The following is a 25,797-nucleotide window of genomic DNA, read 5'->3' as shown; positions in this document are numbered from 1 at the left end:
AAATCACAGATAAATGAAAAAAGTAAGGTAGTGTAACGCTGACCCAGCCTGCGTCGCCAGCGCGCTGCATGATAATAAGCTACCGGAGCGTGAATGTTGATATGAAGAACCATAAATTTTAAAAAATTTTTATTTTGCCCCTTGATGCGCTTAAGGACGTCCCCATCTTATTTGGCATCCGAGGATATGTGCCCGGAAAAAAGCGCGGCGTCAGGCGTTGAAATAACGAAAACAGACCGCATTAAGTGTGCATAACCTGATTTACAACGAATTTAAGTGGAGACGTTCAGATGGGCAAGATTATTGGTATTGACTTGGGTACAACTAACTCATGTGTTGCGATTATGGATGGCGGCAAGGCGCGCGTGCTTGAGAATGCTGAAGGTGATCGTACCACACCGTCGATCATCGCCTACACCCAGGACGGCGAAACGCTGGTTGGTCAGCCCGCTAAACGACAGGCCGTTACCAACCCGCAGAATACCCTGTTTGCGATCAAACGTCTGATTGGTCGTCGTTTCCAGGACGAAGAAGTTCAGCGTGATATTAAAATCATGCCTTATCAGATCGTTGGTGCTGACAACGGCGATGCCTGGTTAGATGTTAAGGGACAGAAAATAGCACCTCCTCAGGTTTCTGCGGAAGTGCTGAAAAAAATGAAGAAAACGGCGGAAGATTATCTGGGTGAGACGGTGACAGAAGCCGTCATTACTGTCCCTGCCTATTTTAACGATGCGCAGCGCCAGGCAACCAAAGATGCTGGTCGTATTGCTGGTCTGGACGTAAAACGTATTATTAACGAGCCTACTGCTGCAGCACTGGCTTACGGTATGGATAAAGGCCAGGGCAACCGCACCATCGCGGTTTATGACCTCGGTGGCGGGACCTTCGATATTTCCATTATTGAAATTGACGAAGTGGACGGTGAAAAAACTTTTGAAGTGCTGGCAACCAACGGCGATACTCACCTCGGCGGTGAGGACTTCGATAGCCGTATGATTAACTATCTCGTTGCAGAATTCAAAAAGGATCAGGGCATCGATCTGCACAACGATCCGCTGGCAATGCAGCGTCTGAAAGAGGCTGCCGAGAAAGCGAAAATCGAGCTGTCTTCTGCCCAGCAGACAGATGTTAATCTGCCGTATATCACTGCTGATGCGGCCGGTCCTAAACACCTGAACATCAAAGTGACCCGTGCAAAACTCGAATCTCTGGTTGAAGATCTGGTGACTCGCTCTATCGAGCCGCTGAAGGTTGCTTTGCAGGATGCTGGTCTGCCGGTATCTGACATCAATGATGTTATCCTGGTAGGTGGTCAGACCCGTATGCCAATGGTGCAGGCGAAAGTGGCTGAATTCTTTGGTAAAGAACCACGCAAAGACGTCAACCCTGATGAAGCCGTAGCGGTAGGTGCTGCGGTTCAGGGCGGTGTGCTGGCGGGTGACGTGAAAGACCTGCTGCTGCTGGATGTCACGCCGCTTTCTCTGGGTATTGAAACCATGGGTGGCGTGATGACGTCGCTGATTAGCAAAAACACCACTATCCCAACCAAGCATAGCCAGGTGTTTTCCACCGCAGAAGATAACCAGTCGGCGGTAACCATTCATGTGGTGCAGGGTGAGCGTAAGCGTGCCGCCGACAACAAATCGTTGGGTCAGTTTAACCTTGACGGTATCCAGCCAGCACCTCGTGGTATGCCTCAGGTAGAAGTAACCTTCGACATTGATGCGGACGGTATTCTGCACGTTTCAGCGAAGGACAAAAACAGTGGCAAAGAGCAGAAGATCACCATTAAAGCCTCTTCTGGCCTGAATGATGACGAAATCGAAAAAATGGTTCGTGATGCTGAAGCAAACTCAGAATCTGATCGCAAGTTCGAAGAGCTGGTTCAAACCCGCAACCAGGCCGATCACCTGTCCCACAGCACCCGTAAGCAGCTGGATGAAGCTGGTGATAAATTGCCTGAAGAGAACAAGGTACCTGTCGAAGCTGCCCTGACCGAGCTGAAGACGGCGCTAAAAGGTGAAGACAAAGCGGAAATTGAGGCAAAAATGCAGGCGCTGATTCAGGTATCCAGCAAGCTGATGGAATTTGCTCAACAGCAGGCAGCCAGTGGCGCAGCGGATGCAACTGACGCGGCGGCTAAAAAAGATGACGATGTTGTCGATGCTGAATTTGAAGAAGTGAAAGATAACAAAAAATAGTCGCCCTCAAGCCGGGCAAGGTGCTCAGATAGTGAGCACTGATTAAACCCACGGGCGTAGGAGTTTCTCCACGCCCGTGAACGTATGCTAAGGGCAGGATACCAGAATGGCGAAAAAAGACTATTACGAGATTTTGGGCGTTTCCAGGTCATCGGAAGAGCGTGAAATCAAAAAGGCCTACAAACGCCTGGCGATGAAATATCATCCTGACCGCAATCCAGGTGATAAAGAATCCGAGGCTAAATTTAAAGAAGTTAAAGAAGCTTACGAAATCCTCACCGATCCGCAGAAGCGCGCTGCTTACGATCAGTATGGTCATGCAGTGTTCGAACAGGGCGGCATGGGTGGTGGCGGTTTTGGCGGCGGTGGCGCTGATTTCAGCGATATCTTTGGCGACGTGTTCGGTGACATTTTTGGCGGGGGCCGCCGTCAGCAGCGTGCCGCACGCGGTGCCGATTTACGCTATAACATGGAGCTGACGCTGGACGAAGCTGTCCGCGGCGTGTCCAAAGAGATCCGTATCCCTACTCTCGAAGAGTGTGATAAATGCCACGGAAGCGGATCGAAGCCGGGGACGCAGCCTCAGAGTTGCCCAACCTGTCACGGCCAGGGGCAGGTGCAGATGCGTCAGGGCTTCTTCACCGTACAGCAGACTTGTCCTGCCTGTCACGGTCGCGGTTCGATAATCAAAGATCCGTGCAATGCCTGCCACGGACATGGACGCGTGGAAAAATCCAAAACCTTGTCGGTGAAAATCCCGGCAGGTGTGGATACTGGTGACCGTATCCGTCTGAGTGGCGAAGGCGAAGCTGGCGAGCACGGTGCGCCTGCGGGCGATCTTTACGTTCAGGTTTCGGTGCGCAAACATCCTATCTTTGAACGTGAAGAAAATAACCTCTACTGTGAAGTCCCGATTAATTTCGCTATGGCTGCACTGGGTGGTGAGATCGAAGTGCCTACCCTGGACGGTCGTGTCAAGCTGAAAGTGCCGTCTGAAACCCAGACCGGTAAGTTGTTCCGCATGCGTGGCAAAGGGGTGAAATCAGTTCGTGGTGGCGCACAGGGCGATCTGCTTTGTCGGGTGGTGGTGGAAACGCCGGTCAGCCTTAGTGATAAGCAAAAGTCTCTGTTGCGTGAGCTTGAAGAGAGCTTTGGTGGCCCGAGCGGTGAAAAAAACAGCCCGCGGTCAAAAAACTTTTTCGACGGCGTGAAGAAGTTCTTTGACGATTTGACCCGATAATTATACGGGCACCCTGATGAACGGACGGTCTTAAGATCGTCCGTTTTTTTATTGCAAAAATTAAAACCACGCTCTGTCAACATGGTTATCGCGCCTCGTTGTCTTCGGTTTTGGCTCTTGCCTCACAGACCCTCACTCCCTTCTAAGGTTTTTAGTACACCCCGGTGCAGGGTAATCACTGCCGCCTTCTGTAAAGTCTGCTGATTACGTCATGTAGGCGTGGCTATCAACAGGTTCTGGCTGGGCCTTATTATTTGTAGATTTAAAATCTGGCAGCACAAGCAGCGGCTTTTCTAAGAATCGTTAGGATATCCCGGTGGTGTGTCTCAACGTCGCTTCCTGTGAAAGTTGAGAACTAAACAGTTTTTAAAAAACGACATCTATCGGCCCTGAGTCGCGCATTAACTGTTTTTCCCCACAGCCTGCACGCGTATGATATGCCCTCTCGACTTCAGCTCTCATCAGGAAAAGATGTCATGAAATCAGCACTTAAACGGATAATCGGCAATGAGGCTACGGGCGGTGTGATATTGATTCTGGCAGCAATGGCCGCCATGGTGATGGCGAACAACGCTGCCACTCAGCAAAGCTACCAGACCATCCTTACAGCACCAGTCGAATTGCGTTTTGGGGCGCTGGATATCAATAAAAACGTGCTGCTGTGGATCAACGATGCTCTGATGGCGCTGTTCTTTTTAATGATTGGCCTGGCGGTGAAGCAGGAGCTGGTATCCGGTTCTCTGGCGTCCCGCCAGCGTGCAATGTTTCCGCTGATTGCAGCGGTGGGAGGCATGATCGCGCCGGGGGCGATATTTGCACTGCTCAATCACAGCGATGCGCTGGCACTTCGTGGATGGGCTATCCCAACGGCCACCGATATTGCTTTCGCTCTGGGAATTTTGGCACTGCTGGGGAGCCGCATTCCACCTGCCCTGAAAATATTTCTGATGGCGCTGGCGGTGATTGATGACCTGGGTGCCATTCTGATTATTGCTTTCTTTTACACTCAACACCTTGCAGCCATGCCGCTCTGTTATGCTGTCGGCGCTGTCATGGTACTGGCTCTGCTCAATCGCTGTGGCGTGCGGAACCTGTTGGTTTATATGCTGCCTGGCATTGTGCTATGGATAGCAATATTGAAATCTGGCGTGCACGCTACCCTGGCTGGCGTGATCGTCGGTTTTTTTATCCCCCTGACAGAACAAAAAGGCCATTCGCCAGCCACTCATCTTGCACACAGCCTGGCACCGTGGGTCAGCTGGCTCATCCTTCCGCTGTTTGCTTTTGCTAATGCGGGCGTTTCTTTAAGTGACGTCTCGTTGGGGGAGTTGTTTATGAGTGTGCCACTGGGCATTATCTTCGGCCTGTTTATTGGCAAGCCGCTCGGCATCGCCCTGATTTGTTGGCTGGCAGTTAAGCTGCGAATTGCCGCGTTGCCCCGTGGAACTCAAATGGGCGATATCGTTGCCATCGGTGTGCTTTGTGGTATCGGCTTTACCATGTCGATATTCATAGCTTCACTTGCTTTTGATAATGCGCATCTGGAAATGATAAAACTGGCGAAGTTGGGTATCCTGACAGGCTCAGTGATTTCCGCCGTGGTGGGTTATACCTTGTTGAGGTTAAAATTTCGTTAGGGTGTTTTTCATGGCGGTGCGACTGCGCGGGTGAGTATCAGTCCTGTTCTGACCGGGTTTTTGAGTTAATTCAATGTGTTAAAACCAATGTCTGGCTGGATAACTGCAAGAGCAGCCGGTGAGTTTTGCCTGCTGGTGGAGTACAACTGCATTTGTAAACTCAACGCAGTCACATACTGTCTCAGGCTGAACATAAAACACAAACGCGAGACAAAAAAACCGCCACGGGCGGTTTCTTTTTCAAAGCGGGATTAACAGCGTGGCAATTAAGCCAGTTTGTTGATCTGAGCAGTCAGGTTTGCTTTATGGCGAGCCGCTTTGTTTTTGTGGATCAGACCCTTAGCTGCCTGGCGGTCCACAATTGGTTGCATTTCGTTAAATGCATTCTGAGCAGCTGCTTTATCACCAGTGGCGATAGCTGCGTATACTTTCTTGATAAAAGTACGCATCATTGAACGACGGCTAGCGTTGTGCTTACGACGCTTCTCAGACGTTACGGCGCGTTTCTTAGCTGATTTGATATTAGCCAAGGTCCAACTCCCAAATAGTTCTGTAAGGACAATTCAAAGGCCGAGGAATATGCCTCTTTCGCCCAAGGTTGTCAATGGATTTGTGCAAAATAAGCGCCGTTGCGAGCGGCACCTGGTTACGTTTCGATGGCGCAAGATTCTATCAGCTTCGTCCAAATGAATACAGCTTATTCACAATAAAAATCTATACGGAGAATTCATTCGACCCCTGACAGAAAAAGCGACCCTTGAATCAACGTAAAGCCACATTCGCGGGTTAACCTTCACCGCTGTACAAGGTATAATCCGCTGATTTCCACAAATTTGAGCCAGCCATGAAGTTTATCCGCGGCATACATAATCTCAGGGAACAGCACCGGTGCTGCGTACTGACCATTGGCAATTTCGATGGCGTACATCGCGGTCACCAGGCTCTGCTGGCACGACTGTGCGCAGAAGGGCGTCAGCGTAATTTGCCGGTCGTGGTCATGTTGTTCGAGCCACAGCCGCCTGAGCTGTTTAAGGCCAACAAATCGCCGCCACGTCTGACGCGCCTGCGTGAAAAACTGCGCTATCTGGGTGAAGCGGGTGTGGATTCGGTATTGTGCGTGCGTTTTGACCATCGTTTTGCCGCGCAGACGGCAGAGAGTTTTATCACTGATTTACTGGTGAATAAGCTGGACGTTAGATTCCTTGTGGTGGGGGATGATTTTCGTTTTGGCGCACGCCGGGAAGGGGATTTCCAGCTATTACAGCAAGCCGGTACGAAATACCGCTTTGATGTGATCAGTACACAAACCTTCTGTGATGATGGCAAGCGCATTAGCAGTACGGCAGTTCGCCAGGCGCTGGCCGCAGACGATTTGTCGTTGGCCGCGTCGCTTCTCGGGCATCCCTTTAGCATTTCAGGGCGCGTGGTGCGTGGCGATGCGCTTGGCAGGACCATAGGTTTCCCTACGGCTAATTTGCCGCTCAGACGTTCTGTTACGCCAGTAAAGGGTGTATTTGCCGTTGAGGTTTATGGTTTAGGCGACAACGCTGTCCCCGGCGTGGCCAACATCGGTAGCCGTCCCACGGTGTCCGGTGTGCGCCAACAGCTTGAAGTCCATTTGCTGGATATTGCAATGAATCTGTACGGTCGCCATATAGATGTGGTGTTGCGGCAAAAAATACGTAACGAGCAGCGTTTTTCTTCACTGGATACGCTGAAAGAACAAATTGCGAAAGATGTGGTGACTGCCAGACAGTTTTTTGGGCTGAAGACACCGCTTTAAACAGAAGCGAAATACGGAATCGAGAATCTGATGAGTGACTATAAATCTACCCTGAATTTGCCGGAAACGGGATTCCCGATGCGTGGCGACCTCGCCAAACGCGAGCCGGGAATGTTGCAGCGCTGGTATGATGATAATCTCTACGGCATTATCCGCAACGCCAAAAAAGGGAAAAAAACCTTTATCCTGCACGATGGCCCTCCCTATGCAAACGGCAGCATTCATATTGGTCACTCGGTCAACAAGATTCTGAAAGACATTATTGTCAAGTCAAAAGGCATGGCGGGCTTTGATTCGCCATATGTTCCCGGATGGGACTGCCACGGTTTGCCTATCGAACATAAAGTAGAGCAAATGATCGGCAAGCCGGGTGAGAAAGTCACGGCGGCTGAGTTTCGTGAAGCCTGCCGTCTCTATGCGGTCGAGCAGGTTGAAGCGCAGAAAAAAGATTTTATCCGCCTCGGGGTTTTAGGGGACTGGGATCGTCCGTACCTGACGATGGATTTCAAAACGGAAGCTAATATCATCCGGGCCTTAGGAAAAATTATCGGTAACGGCCATCTGCACAAAGGCGCGAAGCCGGTGCACTGGTGTCTGGATTGCCGTTCAGCACTGGCTGAGGCGGAAGTTGAGTACTATGACAAAACCTCCCCGTCCATTGACGTGATGTTTAATGCCGTTGACAAAAATGCGGTAATGGAAAAATTTGGTGCCGTCAACGCTGAAGGGCCGGTTTCACTGGTTATCTGGACGACCACCCCCTGGACCATGCCCGCTAACCGCGCAATCTCGCTTCATCCTGAGTTTGACTATCAGCTGGTGCAAATTGAAGGACGTGTGCTGATCCTCGCGAAAGATTTGGTTGAAAGCGTGATGAAACGTGCCGGGATCGCGCAATGGCAGGTGCTGGGTGAAACCAAAGGTGCCACGCTTGAGCTGATGGGCTTCACGCATCCTTTCCTCAATCTGACGTCAGTTGTGATCCTCGGTGAACACGTTACCCTGGATGCCGGTACGGGAGCAGTGCATACCGCGCCAGCGCACGGCCCTGATGACTATATTATCTGTCAGAAATACGGTATTGACGCGGCGAATCCGGTCGGGCCAGATGGCAATTATCTGCCGGGGACCTGCCCTGGCCTTGACGGCATCAACGTTTTGAAAGCCAACGATCTGATGGTTGAGCTGCTGCGTGAGAAGAACGCATTGTTGCACGTTGAAAAACTGCTGCACAGCTACCCTCACTGCTGGCGTCACAAAACGCCGATTATTTTCCGCGCCACCCCGCAGTGGTTTATCAGCATGGATCAGCAAGGTCTGCGCGAACAGTCGTTGAAAGAGATCAAAGGCGTACAGTGGATCCCCGACTGGGGACAGGCGCGAATCGAATCGATGGTGGCCAATCGACCTGACTGGTGTATCTCACGCCAGCGTACCTGGGGCGTGCCGATGGCGCTCTTTGTCCACAAAGACACCGAGCAGCTGCACCCGAATACCCTGCCACTCATGGAAAAAGTCGCGCAGCGGGTTGAGCAGGATGGCATCCAGGCCTGGTGGGATCTTGACGCAACGGAATTAATGGGGGCAGAGGCGGAAAACTACGTCAAAGTGCCTGACACGCTGGACGTGTGGTTTGATTCTGGATCCACCAGTTACTCCGTAGTAGATGCCCGTCCGGAGTTTTCGGGCCATACACCGGATATCTATCTGGAAGGGTCGGATCAGCATCGCGGCTGGTTTATGTCATCTTTGATGATTTCAACGGCAATGAAGGGCAAAGCCCCCTATCGCCAGGTTCTGACGCACGGTTTCACCGTAGATGGTCAGGGGCGTAAAATGTCGAAATCCATCGGTAACACCGTTTCGCCACAGGATGTCATGAACAAACTGGGCGGTGACATTTTACGCCTGTGGGTGGCTTCCACCGACTATTCCGGCGAAATGGCGGTTTCAGATGAAATCCTCAAGCGGGCAGCGGACGCCTATCGCCGTATCCGTAATACCGCCCGTTTTCTGCTGGCTAACCTGAATGGTTTCAACCCGGAAACAGACAGCGTCAAAGCTGAAGATATGGTGGTGTTGGATCGCTGGGCCGTAGGCTGCGCGCTGGCCGCGCAGAACGACATTATCGATTCTTACGCCCGTTATGATTTCCATGAAGTCGTGCAACGTCTGATGCAGTTTTGTTCGGTGGAAATGGGTTCGTTCTATCTCGATATCATCAAAGATCGTCAGTACACGGCGAAAGCTGATGGCCTGGCACGTCGCAGCTGCCAGACCGCATTGTATCATATCGCGGAGGCCCTTGTACGCTGGATGGCACCTGTACTGTCGTTCACCGCAGATGAAGTATGGAACGAACTGCCGGGCAAGCGTGCTCAATATGTGTTCACCGAAGAGTGGTACGAAGGGCTTTTTAGCCTGGAAGAACACGAAGTGATGAATGACGATTTCTGGTCTGCGCTGCTCAAAGTCCGCAGCGAAGTCAATAAAGTTATTGAGCAGGCGCGCGCGGACAAACGCATTGGCGGCTCGCTGGAAGCGACGGTCACGTTGTATGCTGACGCGGCGCTGGCGGAAAGATTAACCAGCCTTGGCGACGAACTCCGTTTTGTGCTGCTGACATCCGGTGCACAGGTGGCGGATTACGCCCTGGCGACGGAAGAAGCCCAGCAAAGCGATCTGCTAAAAGGTCTGAAAATTGCCCTGCACAAAGCGGAAGGTGAGAAGTGTCCGCGCTGCTGGCATTACACTACTGATTCAGGTCAGAGCACCGAGCATCCGGACATCTGTGGTCGTTGTGTCACCAACATTGCGGGCGCTGGCGAACAGCGTAAGTTTGCATAAATGAAGCCATTATTATCAACAGGATTGCGCTGGCTGTGGCTGGTGCTGGTGGTGATTGCCATCGATTTCGCCAGCAAGCAGTGGATTATGAATACCCTGATGCTGCATGAATCGATGTCAGTGATGCCTTTTTTCAATTTCTTCTATGCGCACAATTATGGCGCGGCCTTTAGCTTTCTGGCGGATAAAGGGGGCTGGCAGCGCTGGTTCTTTGCCGGTATCGCGGTCGCCATTGTTGTGGTATTACTGGTAATGATGTATCGCAGCGAAGCCAGTAAGAAGCTCAACAATATTGCTTACGCGCTAATCGTTGGGGGCGCACTGGGCAATTTGTTTGATCGCGCTTATCATGGCTTCGTGGTCGATTTTATCGACTTCTATGTAGGTAACTGGCATTTTGCCACCTTTAATATCGCTGACTGCGGCATCTGTGTAGGCGCCGCGCTGATTGTGCTGGAAGGTTTTCTGACCCCGGCCAGTAAACACGCTAAATAAGGGCGGCACATGACTGATTCTGTACAGCACGACAGCGCCGTGCTGGTTCACTTCGTCCTGAAGCTTTCTGACGGTTCGACGGCGGAGTCCACGCGAAATAACGGCAAGCCAGCGTTATTTAGTTTGGGAGACGGCAGCCTGTCAGCGGAACTGGAGGCCGAGCTGGTGGGTCTTAAGGTCGGTGATAAAAAAGCCTTTTCACTGGCACCTGAATCGGCTTTTGGCACCGCAAGTCCCGATCTTATTCAGTATTTTTCCCGCCGGGACTTTACCCAGGCAGGGGAGCCGGAGGTGGGGGCGATCATGTTATTCAGTGGCATGGACGGTAATGAAATGCCGGGCGTCATTCGTGAGATTTCCGGTGATTCGATCACGGTTGATTTCAACCATCCTCTTGCCGGACAAACAATCCATTTTGATGTTGAAGTGCTGGAGATTAACCCGGAACTGGGGGCGATAAATGCAAATCCTGTTGGCTAACCCCCGTGGCTTTTGTGCCGGTGTCGATCGTGCTATCAGTATTGTTGAACGGGCGCTGGAGATGTATGGCGCACCGATTTATGTCAGGCATGAAGTCGTACATAATCGTTATGTTGTTAACAGCCTGCGCGAGCGTGGGGCCATCTTTATTGAAGACATTGCAGAAGTGCCGGATGGTTCGATCCTGATTTTCTCTGCTCACGGCGTTTCCCAGGCGGTGCGTGCGCAAGCCCGGGCACGCGAACTGACGATGCTCTTCGATGCGACCTGTCCGCTGGTCACTAAAGTCCATATGGAAGTGGCGCGTGCCAGTCGCAAAGGGACTGAGGCAATCCTTATTGGCCATGCGGGGCACCCTGAAGTCGAGGGCACTATGGGCCAGTACAACAACCCCAAAGGGGGAATGTATCTGGTGGAATGCCCGTCTGACGTTTACAAATTGCGGGTAAAAGATGAAGACAACCTGTGTTTTATGACCCAGACCACGCTTTCGGTCGATGACACTTATGAAGTGATTAGCGCGTTGCGCGATCGTTTTCCGAAAATCGTTGGGCCGCGCAAGGATGATATTTGCTACGCCACAGCTAATCGCCAGGAAGCCGTACGTACGCTGGCGAAAGATGCGGACGTGGTGCTGGTTGTGGGGTCGCGTAACTCTTCTAACTCTAATCGGCTTGCCGAACTGGCACAGCGGGCGGGCAAACTGGCGCAGCTGATTGGCTCCGCCGATGATATCAAGGAAGAGTGGATTAAAGGTGTAAGTCGCGTAGGTGTTACAGCCGGTGCGTCTGCGCCGGATGTGCTGGTTCAGGCTGTGATTCAGCGACTCCGTGAGCTGGGTGGTGAAGTGGCGATTGAGCTGATTGGCCGGGAAGAGAATATCGTTTTTGAAGTACCCAAGGAATTGCGGGTGGATATCAGGGAAATTCAGTAATTTCATCACCGTATAGTATTTCACCACAGGAAATCGCCGAAAATAGAAAAGGGGTTCAGCAAGGAGAGCTGACTCCCTTTTTAAGTAAACGATCCAATTATTAGCGCCTGTCTCAACAGAACTTTATTCCAGACAATAAAACCACAGGAAAAACGCAACAGGGCCCCGTCATGCTCAGGCGTCTTTTCCCGTCGGGTCAGGGGCCGGCGAAACCGGTTCATCCGGCTGTGCCTCCTCCCGACAGCCCGGCGACGGGCCATGAAGTTCGTGGTTTTACTGGCATCTCATTCCTCTTTACGGGGTGGGATATGAGGCTTGTCACGACGGCCCAACCAGTCTGTTTTCAGCCCGGGCGTTTCGGCACCTTTGTCCGGGCAGGGTACGGTTTTTTTGCCCCGGGCGTCCCGTCTGAAGAGCACCGGGTGTGTCCGCCACCAGTTTGATGTCGTGCCTGTCTGCTGCTGCGACGACCCGTGACAGAGCAAGCCCTCCGGCATCTGTCATCAGTGCACTTTACGCGCTGTTTCCCTCTGTCCGTGGGGTTGCGCCCTGTTTTTTTGTTCCGGACAGCGGTGATGTTGTCATACCGCCATCCACCGACAGCCATGAGCAGTCCGTGTCGCCCGGGTGCTCACAGGCCAGTAATCCGTTCTGCCAGAAACGCCCGAAGACACCTACGCCTCTCCGTTCCTTGAAGCGCCGGTGTGCAGAACCCGATGAACATATCACGGTGGCATTGAGTGCATTCCACTGACAGGCTGTTCTGGGGAAGAAGAAAATGGCGTTCATTGCGGCCCGATTATCAACACGTTTTCGGCGCGTACCCGGAGGGTGGCGGGTTTTGTGTTCCGGGATAAGCGGAGCGATTTTGTCCCGGAGTTCATCGCTAATCTGCCCTTTACCGCCTGCCATACTTTGTCCTCAGATATGACCGGGATGCATTATACGATAACGCCTTTTGGGGCAGGCTCTTATATCAAAGTGAATGGCCGATGGGCTTATCTGTACCCTGCTGTTGACAGCAGAGGAAGCACCATTGATTTTTATCCCTCCCTGCGTCGTAGCAGCAAAGCAGCATACCGGTTTCTGGGAAAAATTTTAACAGCGTGAAAGGCTGGCAAATCCCCCGCCGCATCAACACGGACAAAGCGCCAACATACGGCCATGCGCCTGCTCTGCTAAAACGGGAAGGCCAGTGCCGGCCTGACGTTGAACACAGGCAGATAAAATACCGGAACAACCTTATTGAATGTGATCATGGCAAACTGAAACGGATAATCAATGCCTCGCCGGGTTTTAAATCAATGAAGACAGCTTATGCCCTTTTCAGGGGATTGAAGTCATGCGGGCACTGCGTAAAGGACAGTCGGAAAACTTCTGCTTCGGCTATCCCCTGCGCGTGATTCGCCTGGTAAATAAAGCATTTGAAATGTAAGGCCTTTCAGTTATGCCAAAGGCCACATCATCGCGAACTTTGCAAAGTGCCCTTTTATCAGAAGGAGAACGTTTCCATGAGGTATAAAATAATAGCCAGTCTTGTTCTTTTCTCTGGCTGTATCACCCTGACAAAATTTTGTCTGCTTCCCGCAACGCCTCCTTTAACAGATAAAATCTCTATTTAAATCCCTTCTCGCGCTTAATCAGATCCCAGGCCGATTGGATATTTTGTGCCTTCTGCTTGGCCATTTCCATCATTTGTGGCGGTAAGCCTTTCGCCACCAGTTTGTCCGGATGATGTTCGCTCATTAATTTGCGGTAGGCACGTTTGATAGTCGCTGCATCGTCAGTGCTTTTCACGCCCAGTACGCTACAGGCATCTTCAAGTGTCGGTCCACGTTGGCTCGGATTGAATGCCCCCTGAGAACGCCCATACGCACGCCCGTCGCCGCTAAACTGCTGACCGCTTTCCATCATGCGTAAAAATTGCTCAAACTGTAGCCGGGAAATACCCAGTTCTTCCGCAATAACATAAAGCACCTGACGTTCATTTGGATGCAGTGTGCCGTCGGCAAAGGCGGCCTGAATTTGAATCTCCAGAAAAATCCTAATTAGATCAAAACGGCCAAAGCAGGCGCTGCGGAGTTCACGCAGTTTATTGCGTAACGGATAATTCCCCTCTTTGCCTTCGCGGAACGCTCGCTGTGCAGACGCGCGAGCCTCGCCATGCAGCTGCATGCGATCCATTAACAATGACGCCATCTGAATATCTGCGTCGGTCACCCGACCTTTTGATTTCGTCAGATGTCCCATAATCTGGAAAGTGGTGCTAAAAAACAGTGTCTGGCGAGTCTGCTGGTTAGCGAAATATCCCTGTCCCTGCACTGCGCGCACCTTGTCAACAAGGTGTCCAACCAGCAAACCGAATGCTAATCCCCAAAAGCCCGTGCCGCTCAATAAACCCAGCACAAGCCCGATTACTTTTCCCCAATAGCGCATATACTCCTCAATTCGCCATGCTGAAAGCTGAAAATTGCATTATCATACCTGTCATTTATCTCAGCGCCTAACGGCAACACGGTCAAATCATCAGAAGTTACCTGATTGATTACAGATTTTCAGGGATAAAGCAACTTCGCAAACTTATCTGATGCTTACAAAAGTAAGCGACAAAAGCGAGTAAGTGAAGCCAGAGTAACTGCAATTTGCAAGATGAAAGGTATAGCACTGGCGCAACCCTGTTGAGTACGTTAGTCTCTGAGCGTTTGTCGGCATGATGCCTGTTATCACGGAATTTTCGATACCACGTATGAAAAAACGATTACCTACTCTGCTGGCCTCGCTCATTGGTACAGCTCTTTACAGCCAGCAGGGTCTGGCCGACGTTCTTGCGTCGCAGTGTATGCTGGGTGTACCAGGCTATACCCGCCCCCTGATTCAGGGAAAAAACAATAACGATCTGCCGGTAACCATCAACGCGGACCAGGCTAAAGGCAGGTACCCCGATAACGCGGTATTTACCGGCAACGTGGATGTACAGCAGGGTAACGGTCGTCTGCAATCGGATGAAATCCAACTGCATCAGAAACAGGTGCAGGGTCAGACCACGCCGGTTCGTACTGTCGATGCACTGGGCAATGTGCATTACGACGATGATCAGGTCGTGCTGAGAGGCCCAAAAGGTTGGTCTAATCTGAACACCAAAGACACTAACGTCTGGAATGGCGATTATCAAATGGTTGGTCGGCAGGGCCGCGGCACTGCCGACCAGATGAAGCTGCGCGGGCAGAACCGCTATACCATTCTGGAAAATGGCACCTTTACCTCCTGCCTGCCCGGCGATAACAGCTGGAGCGTGGCCGGGACCCATATCATTGAAGATCGCGAAGAACAGGTTGCAGAAATTTGGAACGCGCGCTTTAGAATTGGCAAGGTGCCGGTGCTGTACAGCCCTTATTTGCAGCTCCCCATTGGTGATCGCCGCCGTTCTGGTTTCCTGATCCCTAACGCCAAATATGACAGTTCCAACGGCTTTGAGTTTATTCTTCCCTATTACTGGAACATTGCGCCGCAGGTCGATGCGACCATCACTCCGCATTATATGAGTAATCGCGGTACGCAGTTGCAGAATGAATTTCGTTATCTGACCAAAGCTGGTGAGGGTCTGATGGAATTTGATTATCTGCCCTCAGACAGGCAATACACCAAAGACGCCACGTCACGTAACATCACGAATAGCGACGATTCTGATCGCTGGATGTTCACCTGGAAACACAATGGCGTTTACGATCAGAACTGGCGCTTCAACATTGACTACACCAAGGTCAGCGACGTTTATTATTTCACCGACCTTGAATCCCCTTACGCCAGTTCCACTGACGGGTACGTCACGCAGAAATTTAGCGTTGGCTATGCTGAACAAAACTGGGATGCGACGCTGTCAACCAAACAGTTCCAGATTTTCTCCACGCAAACCAATAACGACGTTTATCGCGCCGAGCCGCAGTTCGATTTCAACTATTATCAGAACGATGTGGGTCCCTTTGATACCCATCTGTACGCACAGGCAGTGAAATTTACCAACGTAAATGAAGCCTACCCGGATGCCATTCGGTTGCATCTGGAACCCACCATTAACCTGCCGCTGTCCAATCATTGGGGTAGCCTGAATACCGAAGCTAAACTACTGGCCACTCACTATCAGCAGAACGATATTGAGTACTGGAACGAAAGCGTAGATAGCAGCAAGGTTAATCAGCTGAAGAGCAGCGTTAACCGTGTCATGCCGCAGTTCAAAGTCGATGGCAAAATGGTGTTTGACCGTGATATGGACTGGTCACCGGGCTATACCCAGACGCTGGAACCTCGCGTGCAGTACCTTTATGTGCCTTATCGCGATCAGAGCGATATCCGTGCTTATGACTCAACGCTGCTGCAAAGCGATTATACCGGTCTGTTCCGCGATCGCACCTACAGCGGGCTTGACCGCATTCCGTCTGCTAATCAAATCACCACGGGCGTGACCACCCGAATATTTGATAACGATCTGGTTGAACGTTTTAATGCTTCCGTTGGTCAAATCTACTCGTTTACGCCATCCCGGACAGGTCTGGAAACAACCGATTCGGACGATCGTGGCAGTATCGAATGGGCAGGTGACTCCTTCTGGAAAATTAGCGAGCGCTGGAATGCGCGCGGTGGCGTTCAGTATGACACCCGTTTGAGAACCGTGTCGCAGGGGAGCGCGGTGCTGGAATATCGTCGCGATGCAGACCGCCTGGTGCAGCTGAATTATCGCTATACCAGCCCGGAATATATCCAGCAGACCTTAAGCCAGATCACCAACCCTGGCTATCAGCAGGGAATTTCGCAGGTAGGCGCAACCGCCAGCTGGCCGATTGCTGATTCGTGGGCCGTAGTAGGTGCCTGGTATTACGATATAAAGGCGAAACAGCCTGCAGATCAGTTTCTTGGATTACAGTACAACTCTTGCTGCTATGCCATCCGTATGGGTTACGAGCGTAAAATCACCAGTTGGGACAGCGCCAACAGTAAAAGTAATTATGACAACAAAATCTCATTCAACATTGAGCTACGCGGCCTGAGCCCGTCTTACAGTCTGGGAACAGGTGAAATGCTGCGTCAGGGTATTCTGCCTTATCAGCGCTCTTTCTGATGTTGTGATAACTCGTTTGCAAACCCGCAGAGCGGATAGAAGAATGGAAAAAGTATGAAGAACTGGAGAATGCTGATCCTTGGTGCCGTGCTGACAGCCAGCACCGCGTTTGCAGCCCCACAGGTAGTAAACAGAGTTGCTGCCGTCGTCAATAATGGTGTGGTCCTGGAAAGTGATGTCGACGGTATGATGCAGTCGGTGAAAAGCCAGGCACAGGAAGCCGGTCAGCAACTGCCCGACGATAAAACGTTGCGCCATCAGATTGTTGAACGTCTCGTCATGGACAATATTCTGTTGCAGATGGCGCACCAGGGTGGCCTGCAAATCCAGGATGCTCAGGTTGATCAGGCGATTGCTAACATTGCACAGCAAAACAAGATGACCGTCGACCAGCTGCGCAGTCGGCTCGCCTACGATGGCATGAACTATGCCACTTACCATGAGCAAATCCGCAAAGAGATGACCATCGCGGAAGTGCGTAACAATGAAGTGCGCCGCCGCATCACTATATTACCGCAGGAAGTGGATTCGCTCGCCAAACAGGTTTCGGCGCAAAACAGTGATACTGCCGAGTTTAACCTCAGTCATATTTTGCTGCCGCTACCTGAAAATCCGACCCAGCAGCAGGTGGACGATCAGGAAAAACTGGCTAACCAGCTGGTGAGCGAAGCGAAAAACGGCGGTGATTTTGGCAAGCTGGCCATCAGCTACTCCGCCGATGCGCAAGCGCTTAAAGGCGGGAACATGGGCTGGGGGCGCATCCAGGAGCTACCTTCTCTGTTTGCTCAGACCCTGATTACCGCGAAAAAAGGTGACATTGTCGGCCCGATTCGTTCCGGCGTAGGCTTCCACATTCTGAAAGTGAACGATATTCGCGGCGATAATCAAAGCATTTCGGTGACTGAAGTGCATGCGCGCCATATTTTACTCAAGCCTTCGCCAGTGATGACCGACGATCAGGCGCGTCAGAAACTGGAACAGGTTACAGCGGAAATTAGCAGTGGCAAAACCACTTTTGCGCAGGCAGCGAAAAGTCTTTCAGAAGATCCAGGTTCAGCGAATCAGGGCGGCGATCTGGGTTGGAGTTCACCCGAGATGTTCGATCCTGCGTTTCGCGATGCGCTGCTGAAACTAAAGAAAGGGCAAATGAGTAGCCCGGTACATTCTTCCTTCGGTTGGCATCTGATTCAGCTGATGGACACCCGTCAGGTTGATAAAACCGACGCGGCACAGAAAGAACGCGCTTATCGTCTGCTGTTTAATCGTAAGTTTGCTGAAGAGGCACAAACCTGGATGCAGGAACAGCGTGCTTCCGCCTATGTGAAAATTCTGGATGGCAATGCTCAGTAACCAGCGAGTCGTGATAACCAGTGGTGAACCCTCTGGTATTGGTCCTGATGTTACCGTACAGCTGGCCCAGCAAAGCTGGCCCGTTGAACTGGTCGTCTGCGCCGATCCTGCCGTGTTGCAGGATCGGGCCGCCGCGCTGGGATTACCTCTCACCCTGCGACATTATCAGCCCGGTCTGACTGCGCAACCACAGTCTGCGGGAACACTGACTGTGTTGCCCGTTGCCACGGCCCAGCTGGTTAAGGCCGGTGAGCTGTGTGTCGCTAACGCGCATTATGTACTGGAAACGCTTTCGATCGCTTGTGACGGCTGCCTGAGCGGCGAATTTGCCGCGCTGATCACCGGCCCGGTGCATAAAGGCGTCATTAATGAGGCGGGCATCCTTTTCAGCGGACATACGGAATTCTTCGCTGAACGGGCTGGCTGCTCACGGGTGGTGATGATGCTGGCCACTGAGGCACTGCGAGTGGCGTTAGCCACGACGCATTTGCCGCTGAAAGACGTTTCTGCCGCCATTACCCGCGACAGTCTGCGTGAGGTTATCGGCATTCTGCATACCGACCTGCAAAGCAAATTTGGCCAGACAAAACCCCACATTTTCGTCTGTGGCCTTAATCCTCATGCCGGGGAAGGCGGCCATATGGGACGGGAAGAGATAGACGTCATTATCCCGTTGCTGGACGAACTCCGGCAGCAGGGTATGCAGCTGACCGGTCCGCTGCCTGCTGATACCCTATTTCAGCAGAAGTATCTGCAGCATGCGGATGCGATTCTGGCGATGTATCACGATCAGGGCCTCCCCGTCCTGAAATATCAAGGCTTTGGTCGGGCGGTAAATATCACCCTTGGCCTGCCTTTTATCCGCACCTCCGTCGACCACGGCACCGCCCTGGACCTGGCTGGCCGGGGTTGCGCCGATGCAGGCAGCTTTATTACGGCACTTAATCTCGCCATCACCATGATCTCAAATTAATGAATAATCGCGTCCATCAGGGGCACTTTGCCCGCAAACGTTTCGGTCAGAACTTTCTGAACGATCAATATATTATCGATAGTATTGTTTCCGCCATTCATCCTCAGCCCGGCGAAGCCATTGTTGAAATTGGCCCCGGCCTCGGTGCGCTCACCGAGCCTGTCGGTGAGCGTCTTGATAGCATGACGGTCATTGAACTTGACCGCGATTTGGCCGCACGTCTGCAAACGCATCCTTTTCTTGGACCAAAGCTGACCCTCTTCCAGCAGGATGCTATGACCTTTAACTTTGCGGAATATGCCCGCGAAAAAAGCCAGCCCCTGCGCGTTTTTGGCAACCTGCCTTATAACATTTCCACCCCGCTGATGTTCCACCTGTTCAGCTATACTGATGCCATTCGCGACATGCATTTCATGTTGCAAAAAGAAGTAGTTAACCGCCTTGTTGCCGGACCTGGCAGCAAAGCGTATGGCCGTCTGACGGTAATGGCGCAGTATTACTGCCAGGTTATTCCAGTGCTGGGAGTACCACCGGAATCCTTTACTCCAGCGCCTAAAGTAGACTCTGCTGTTGTAAGGCTGGTGCCTCATGCCCGTCTGCCGCATCCGGTAGACGATATCCGTTTACTGAGTAGAATTACCACAGAAGCCTTTGGCAAGCGTCGTAAAACACTGCGTAACAGCCTCGGACATCTGTTCACGCTGGAAGCACTTCAGGAAATGAATATTGATCCTACGTTGCGTGCTGAAAACATCACTGTCGCGCAATACTGTCAGCTGGCTAACTGGCTGAAAGCACATCCCCAGCCGTCTTTGCAGGAGAGTGAATAACATGGCCGATACGCCCCGGATTTGCATTCAGGTGCAAAGTATCTGGATTCCGTCACAATCGGTGCCGGAAGAAGATTGTTATGTTTTTGCCTATACCGTCACGATCCGCAATCTTGGTCGTAGCGGCGTGCAGCTACTGAGCCGTTATTGGCTAATCACTAACGGCAACGGTCAGGAGACGGAAGTTCAGGGCGAAGGTGTGGTCGGTGAACAGCCCCATATTCCACCGGGTGGCGAATTTCAGTATACCAGCGGGACCGTGCTGGAAACGCCGATGGGTACCATGCAAGGTCACTATACGATGGTAGACTGCGACGGAAAGGGCTTCAATGTAGCCATCCCGGTGTTCCGGCTGGCGATCCCGAGCCAGATTCATTAGTTCATCTTCAACAGTCTGGCCTCAGCGCCGCCCCGGACGGATTTATGAGTACTTATCTGATTGGCGACATTCACGGTTGCTACCACGAACTGCAATCATTACTGGAACAGGTTGCCTTCGATCCTGAGCAGGATACGCTGTGGCTAACCGGTGATTTGGTCGCGCGCGGCCCCGACTCGCTGGGCGTTCTGCGCTTTGTCCGCTCACTTGGGGAGTCCGCAAAGATCGTGTTGGGCAACCACGATCTGCATTTGCTGGCCGTGTATGCGGGGATCAGCCGAAATAAGCCTAAGGATCGCTTCACCGCCCTGCTGGAGGCAAAGGATGCTGATGAGCTGATCAACTGGCTGCGTCGTCAACCGTTGCTTCAGGTCGATCGTGAAAAAAAGCTGGTGATGGCTCACGCCGGTATTACGCCGCAGTGGGATTTAGAAACAGCGATCCATTGTGCCCGTGAAGTTGAAGTCGTACTGGCCAGCGGCACTTATCCACTTTTTCTCGATGCGATGTATGGCGACATGCCCAATAACTGGAGCGATAAACTCAGCGGACTGGCACGTTTACGTTTCAGCACAAACGCCCTGACCAGAATGCGCTACTGCTTTCCTGGCGGTCAGCTGGATATGATTTGCAAAGATACGCCCGAGTCCGCCCATCCCCCTCTGAAACCCTGGTTTAGCATTCCCGGCCCGGTTGCAAGTAATCACACTATTGTTTTTGGTCACTGGGCTTCGCTGGAAGGAAAAGGAACACCGGAAGGCATTCTGGCACTGGACACGGGCTGCTGCTGGGGTGGTGCGCTGACGATGCTGCGCTGGGAGGATGCGACATGGTTTACTCAGCCGGCGGAGCGGGCGCAGTCAGAGCAGGAGTGAGTACCTGTCAGTGACGTATGCAGGCGGGCGGGCAGTCCATATGTTGCTCACCACTGTCCCCTGAATTTCTTATCTTTTTGATGAAATGTGATGCAGGACAGTCGCGGTCGGCTTCATGTGGCGATAGCACATACCCCTCAGCAGTAAAAAACACAGCTGATGAAAGTAGTTTACAACGCACCTGTGCATTGGAAATTCTGGACGCAGGCTTTTGAGTATGCTGCGAGTGCTGTCAGCACAGAAAAAGCAGGCTCGGTCAGTGGACACCTTTCAAAAATGTGATCGTTTATTTACAGTAAAAACGTCCTGACTTTACAGGGCAAGGTCGGGACGTTATTGATGCCTGAACAATGCCGCTCAGGGCGCACATTAGCGACGATCCAGAATTTCCCAAAAGCAGCTGTGGCTGCTTTGCTGATCCGCATCGTGGAATTCACTAAAGACAGACTGCCATTGATCTGGTTCATAGTCAGGGAAAGCGGTGTCGCCTTCCACTTCAGCATCAATATGGGTCAGGTAAAGCCGGTCAGCCTGCGGCAGCAGTTGTTCATAGACATGGCCACCGCCAATAACCATGATTTCTTCAGCCTCACCGGCAGCTTGCAGCGCTTCCTCAATGGAGGTCACCCAGATAACGCCATCAGTGTCACCTGTTTTACTGCTGATCACAATATTCGTCCGATCCGGCAGCGGTCGTCCAATTGATTCAAAGGTACGTCGCCCCATAATCACCGGCTTATTCAGCGTATTTTTCTTAAACCATGCCAGGTCAGCAGGCAAATGCCACGGCATGGCATTTTCCATTCCAATAACGCGGTCGGCGGCCATCGCCACAATCAGGCTTATCATCTGATGCTACTCAACAGGGTGTAGAATTGGCGTCATCATACGGAAAGGCGAAAGTTTCGTCGATAGGTAAGCCAGGAGAAATACGTAAAGGTTTTTAAACGAAAATAACAAGTATCATCTTTACCTGCATTACATAAAAATTTTTATGCCATTCATGGCTTTTGTAATGGTTTCCCCACCTTCGTGCTTTCTGTTAAGAATCTGTCTTTAATACGATAACGTTAACAGTGCTCATGTAACTATCCCATCTAATAGCGCCCTTCACTTTCAGCGCTTTTCAGGCTTGCCATGAAGGAGATCACCGTGCGTATAGTCCGTGGCGCTTTATACTGCCGGGGCGCGGACCACAGCCAATATTTAAGCTGCGAACAGTATCGAAAGAAGTAAACATACGAAAAACATTGAGTCTGTCTGGTTAATTGGCAAAAAATTTACTCTTCCGGGTACTGGTTAGGGGATAAATGAAAAAGCAAGAAACTGCTTTGTGAAAACTAACGCTGGCTAATACGCGGCTATTGCTTACTCAAAAAAATCCCCGCCGGAGCGGGGATTTAACAGCAGGTAAGTGAGATCAACCTTGAATCTGCGCGTGCATTTCCTGCACCGAAATCACTTTTTCAGTTGGATCGGCATTCAGCGACGTAACTGTAGCGAAACCACCGTTTAACGTGGTGTCGTAATGCACTTTATATTGCAGAGCACTGCGGCGGATCGCCCTGGAATCCTCAATGGCCTGACGGCCCGCCGTGGTGTTAACAATATAAGCGTATTCACCGTTTTTCAGGCGATCCTGAATATGCGGACGCCCCTCATGTACCTTGTTAACCAGGCGCGGATTAATGCCGGCTTCACCCAACACCACCGCCGTACCATGAGTCGCGTCCAGCTCAAAGCCCAGTTTTTGCAGCTTCGCCGCCAGATCGACGATACGTTTTTTATCACCTTCACGCACCGACAATAGCGCACGACCGCTTCTCTTCATATTAGTCTGCGCACCCAGCATCGCTTTACCAAAGGCTTCAGCAAAGGTTCGCCCCACACCCATGACTTCGCCAGTGGAACGCATTTCAGGGCCAAGAATAGGGTCAACGCCCTGAAACTTGTTGAACGGCAGCACTACTTCCTTCACGGAGTAGTAAGGAGGAATAACTTCTTCGGTCACACCCTGCTCGGCCAGGGTTTTACCTGCCATAACGCGGGCCGCGACTTTCGCCAGCGGTAGGCCGGTTGCTTTGGAAACGAAGGGGACGGTACGCGCCGCGCGTGGATTGACCTCAATCAGATAAACTTCATTGTCCTTCACCGCGAACTGCACGTTCATCAGACCACGAACGCAAAGCTCAAAGGCTAGTTTTTCAACCTGCTGACGCATCACTCCCTGAATTGCTTGACTCAACGTGTAAGCCGGTAATGAACAGGCAGAATCACCAGAGTGAACGCCCGCCTGCTCGATATGTTCCATAATGCCGCCGATCAGCACACGTTCACCGTCGCAGATTGCATCAACATCCACTTCCACCGCATCATCCAGGAAACGATCCAGTAACACCGGCGCGTCGTTCGAGACCGATACCGCCGTCTGGAAATAACGCTTAAGATCCGTTTCGTCGTAAACGATTTCCATCGCACGGCCACCCAGCACATAGGAAGGCCGCACCACCAGCGGATAACCAATTTTTACTGCTTTTTCGACCGCCTGATCTAACGCTGTTACGGTGGCGTTAGCAGGCTGTTTCAGGCCAAGACGTTCAACTGCCTGCTGAAAACGCTCGCGGTCTTCAGCCCGATCAATAGCATCGGGGCTGGTGCCAATAACCGGCACACCGGCTACTTCCAACTCGCGGGCCAGTTTCAGCGGCGTCTGCCCGCCGTATTGCACAATCACGCCTTTTGGCTTTTCAATGCGGACGATTTCCAGCACGTCTTCCAGCGTAACTGGCTCAAAGTAAAGGCGGTCGGAAGTATCGTAGTCGGTAGAAACCGTTTCAGGGTTACAGTTCACCATGATGGTTTCGAAACCGTCTTCGCGCAATGCCAGTGCTGCGTGGACGCAGCAGTAATCAAATTCAATCCCCTGACCGATACGGTTTGGACCACCGCCCAATATCATTACTTTGTCTCGGTCCTGATTGGGATTGGCTTCGCACTCTTCATCGTACGTTGAGTACATATAGGCGGTATCGGTGGAGAATTCAGCAGCGCAGGTATCCACACGTTTGTAAACCGGATGAAGCTGGTATTGCTCACGCAGCTTGCGCACTTCCGACTCGGTGACGCCGGCCAGCTTCGCCAGACGCGCATCGGCAAAACCTTTACACTTGAGCGTACGCAGGGAATCAACGGTCAGGCCATTGATTCCTTCGCGGGCAACCTGCCCCTCAAGACCAATCAGCTCTTCAATCTGAACCAGGAACCAGCGATCGATGTTGGTCAGGTTAAATACGCCCTCCAACGACATGCCCGCACGGAATGCATCAGCCACGTACCAGATGCGTTCTGAACCCGCGTCTTTCAGCTCGCGACGAATGATGGTTAAAGCTTCTGCATCGTTCAGGTCAACTTTAGGATCAAATCCGTGCGCGCCCACTTCCAGGCCACGCAGCGCTTTCTGTATGGATTCCTGAAACGTGCGGCCAATCGCCATCACTTCGCCAACTGATTTCATCTGGGTGGTCAGACGATCATTTGCGCCAGCAAATTTCTCGAAGTTGAAGCGAGGAATTTTCGTCACAACGTAGTCAATTGACGGTTCAAATGAGGCAGGCGTGCGACCGCCAGTAATGTCATTCATCAGCTCGTCGAGGGTGAAACCCACAGCCAGCTTGGCGGCGATTTTGGCAATCGGAAAACCGGTCGCCTTCGACGCCAGCGCAGAAGAACGCGACACCCGCGGGTTCATTTCAATGATAATCAGACGACCATTTTCAGGATTCACCGAGAACTGAACGTTGGAGCCCCCTGTTTCAACACCGATTTCACGCAGCACCGCCATTGAGGCGTTACGCATGATTTGGTATTCCTTGTCGGTCAGCGTCTGAGCAGGCGCGACGGTAATTGAGTCGCCGGTGTGAATACCCATGGCATCGAAGTTTTCGATTGAGCAGACAATGATGCAGTTGTCGTTTTTGTCACGCACCACTTCCATTTCGTACTCTTTCCAGCCAATCAGCGATTCATCGATCAACAGCTCATTGGTCGGAGAAAGATCGAGTCCACGCTCGCAAATCTCTTCAAATTCTTCACGGTTGTAAGCAATGCCACCACCGCTTCCGCCCATCGTAAATGAAGGGCGGATAATGCACGGGAACCCCACCTCTTCGGCCACTTTCAGCGCTTCTTCCATCGTGTGCGCAATGCCGGATCGGGCGGTTTCCAGCCCAATTTTCTTCATTGCCTTATCAAAACGCTGGCGGTCTTCTGCCTTATCAATGGCATCGGCAGTGGCACCGATCATTGCTACGCCAAATTCAGCCAGTACGCCCTGACGCTCCAGCTCCAGCGCACAGTTCAGTGCAGTCTGGCCCCCCATGGTGGGCAGCACCGCATCCGGGCGCTCTTTTTCGATAATCTTACGCACCACTTGCCAGTGGATAGGCTCAATATAGGTGGCATCGGCCATCTCCGGGTCGGTCATGATGGTGGCCGGGTTGGAGTTAACCAGAATGACGCGATAGCCCTCTTCACGCAGCGCTTTACACGCCTGCGCACCAGAGTAGTCAAATTCGCAGGCCTGGCCGATAACGATCGGGCCAGCGCCAAGGATCAGGACACTTTTTATGTCTGTACGTTTTGGCATTTTCTCGCTCCT

18 protein-coding genes and 2 pseudogenes are annotated in these 25,797 nt (G+C 51.9%); 15 read left to right on the top strand and 5 right to left on the bottom strand.

Annotated features, from left to right (window positions below; all coding sequences use genetic code 11):
- Window positions 1-290: 290 nt before the first annotated feature.
- From dnaK to nhaA, 3 genes are all read left to right on the top strand, one after another.
- On the top strand, window positions 291-2,204 hold the full coding sequence (gene dnaK / locus LU633_RS21250; RefSeq protein ID WP_016190907.1) for a molecular chaperone DnaK: 1,914 nt from the start codon (window positions 291-293) through the stop codon (window positions 2,202-2,204).
- Window positions 2,205-2,310: 106 nt separating this feature from the next.
- Window positions 2,311-3,444, top strand: coding sequence for a molecular chaperone DnaJ (gene dnaJ, locus LU633_RS21245; protein ID WP_016190908.1), 1,134 nt, complete (start codon window positions 2,311-2,313; stop codon window positions 3,442-3,444).
- Window positions 3,445-3,920: 476 nt separating this feature from the next.
- Window positions 3,921-5,081, top strand: a complete 1,161-nt coding sequence (nhaA, locus tag LU633_RS21240; RefSeq protein ID WP_016190909.1) for a Na+/H+ antiporter NhaA — start codon at window positions 3,921-3,923, stop codon at window positions 5,079-5,081.
- 266 nt (window positions 5,082-5,347) lie between these two features.
- Here nhaA and rpsT read toward each other — a convergent pair whose 3' ends face one another.
- On the bottom strand, window positions 5,348-5,611 hold the full coding sequence (rpsT, locus tag LU633_RS21235) for a 30S ribosomal protein S20 (protein WP_016190910.1): 264 nt from the start codon (window positions 5,609-5,611) through the stop codon (window positions 5,348-5,350).
- 314 nt (window positions 5,612-5,925) lie between these two features.
- Between rpsT and ribF the strand changes: the two genes are divergently transcribed.
- From ribF to ispH, 5 genes are read left to right on the top strand one after another with little or no spacing between them, the layout of a single operon-like run.
- A complete protein-coding gene (gene ribF / locus LU633_RS21230) occupies window positions 5,926-6,864 on the top strand; it encodes a bifunctional riboflavin kinase/FAD synthetase (RefSeq protein ID WP_016190911.1) in 939 nt (312 codons plus the stop codon).
- A 30-nt stretch (window positions 6,865-6,894) separates the two neighbouring features.
- Entirely contained in the window at window positions 6,895-9,711 is a 2,817-nt protein-coding gene (gene ileS / locus LU633_RS21225) for an isoleucine--tRNA ligase (RefSeq protein ID WP_016190912.1), read from the top strand.
- On the top strand, window positions 9,712-10,206 hold the full coding sequence (gene lspA / locus LU633_RS21220; protein WP_016190913.1) for a signal peptidase II: 495 nt from the start codon (window positions 9,712-9,714) through the stop codon (window positions 10,204-10,206).
- Window positions 10,207-10,215: 9 nt separating this feature from the next.
- Window positions 10,216-10,686 carry an FKBP-type peptidyl-prolyl cis-trans isomerase gene (gene fkpB / locus LU633_RS21215; protein ID WP_016190914.1) on the top strand — a complete coding sequence of 157 codons (471 nt, stop codon included), beginning with the start codon at window positions 10,216-10,218 and terminating at the stop codon, window positions 10,684-10,686.
- Window positions 10,667-11,620, top strand: a complete 954-nt coding sequence (gene ispH / locus LU633_RS21210) for a 4-hydroxy-3-methylbut-2-enyl diphosphate reductase (RefSeq protein ID WP_016190915.1) — start codon at window positions 10,667-10,669, stop codon at window positions 11,618-11,620. Before fkpB ends, ispH begins: the two co-directional genes overlap by 20 nt.
- 80 nt (window positions 11,621-11,700) lie before the next feature.
- On the opposite strand, the pseudogene LU633_RS21205 reads toward ispH, so the two are convergent.
- Window positions 11,701-12,532 (bottom strand): annotated as a pseudogene (locus tag LU633_RS21205) (IS5 family transposase).
- 57 nt (window positions 12,533-12,589) lie between these two features.
- On the opposite strand from LU633_RS21205, the pseudogene LU633_RS21200 reads away from it, so the two are divergent.
- Window positions 12,590-13,055: pseudogene (locus tag LU633_RS21200) on the top strand (IS6 family transposase); the annotation flags it as partial.
- 179 nt (window positions 13,056-13,234) lie between these two features.
- Here the strand turns inward: LU633_RS21200 and djlA are convergent.
- Window positions 13,235-14,056 carry a co-chaperone DjlA gene (gene djlA / locus LU633_RS21195; RefSeq protein ID WP_016190918.1) on the bottom strand — a complete coding sequence of 274 codons (822 nt, stop codon included), beginning with the start codon at window positions 14,054-14,056 and terminating at the stop codon, window positions 13,235-13,237.
- Window positions 14,057-14,330: 274 nt separating this feature from the next.
- Here djlA and lptD point away from each other — a divergent pair, with 274 nt between their 5' ends.
- The 6 genes from lptD to apaH are packed head-to-tail and all read left to right on the top strand — an operon-like array spanning window position 14,331 to window position 21,140.
- Window positions 14,331-16,733 carry an LPS assembly protein LptD gene (gene lptD / locus LU633_RS21190; RefSeq protein ID WP_040465541.1) on the top strand — a complete coding sequence of 801 codons (2,403 nt, stop codon included), beginning with the start codon at window positions 14,331-14,333 and terminating at the stop codon, window positions 16,731-16,733.
- Window positions 16,734-16,787: 54 nt separating this feature from the next.
- A complete protein-coding gene (surA, locus tag LU633_RS21185; protein ID WP_016190920.1) occupies window positions 16,788-18,083 on the top strand; it encodes a peptidylprolyl isomerase SurA in 1,296 nt (431 codons plus the stop codon).
- Complete coding sequence (gene pdxA, locus LU633_RS21180) at window positions 18,073-19,056, top strand: 4-hydroxythreonine-4-phosphate dehydrogenase PdxA (RefSeq protein WP_016190921.1); 984 nt, start codon at window positions 18,073-18,075, stop codon at window positions 19,054-19,056. Before surA ends, pdxA begins: the two co-directional genes overlap by 11 nt.
- Window positions 19,056-19,886: a 16S rRNA (adenine(1518)-N(6)/adenine(1519)-N(6))-dimethyltransferase RsmA gene (rsmA, locus tag LU633_RS21175; RefSeq protein WP_016190922.1), complete on the top strand. Its 831-nt coding sequence runs from the start codon at window positions 19,056-19,058 to the stop codon at window positions 19,884-19,886. Before pdxA ends, rsmA begins: the two co-directional genes overlap by 1 nt.
- Window position 19,887: 1 nt before the next feature.
- Complete coding sequence (gene apaG / locus LU633_RS21170) at window positions 19,888-20,265, top strand: Co2+/Mg2+ efflux protein ApaG (RefSeq protein WP_016190923.1); 378 nt, start codon at window positions 19,888-19,890, stop codon at window positions 20,263-20,265.
- Window positions 20,266-20,309: 44 nt separating this feature from the next.
- Window positions 20,310-21,140, top strand: a complete 831-nt coding sequence (gene apaH / locus LU633_RS21165; protein WP_016190924.1) for a bis(5'-nucleosyl)-tetraphosphatase (symmetrical) ApaH — start codon at window positions 20,310-20,312, stop codon at window positions 21,138-21,140.
- A 369-nt stretch (window positions 21,141-21,509) separates the two neighbouring features.
- Here the strand turns inward: apaH and folA are convergent, their stop codons facing one another.
- A complete protein-coding gene (gene folA, locus LU633_RS21160; RefSeq protein WP_016190925.1) occupies window positions 21,510-21,989 on the bottom strand; it encodes a type 3 dihydrofolate reductase in 480 nt (159 codons plus the stop codon).
- Window positions 21,990-22,560: 571 nt separating this feature from the next.
- A complete protein-coding gene (carB, locus tag LU633_RS21155) occupies window positions 22,561-25,785 on the bottom strand; it encodes a carbamoyl-phosphate synthase large subunit (protein ID WP_016190926.1) in 3,225 nt (1,074 codons plus the stop codon).
- Between the last annotated feature and the right edge of the window lie 12 nt (window positions 25,786-25,797).

The sequence above is a fragment of the Erwinia tracheiphila genome (assembly GCF_021365465.1).
Lineage (GTDB): Bacteria > Pseudomonadota > Gammaproteobacteria > Enterobacterales > Enterobacteriaceae > Erwinia > Erwinia tracheiphila.
This window is presented reverse-complemented; position numbering and strand designations above follow the sequence as displayed.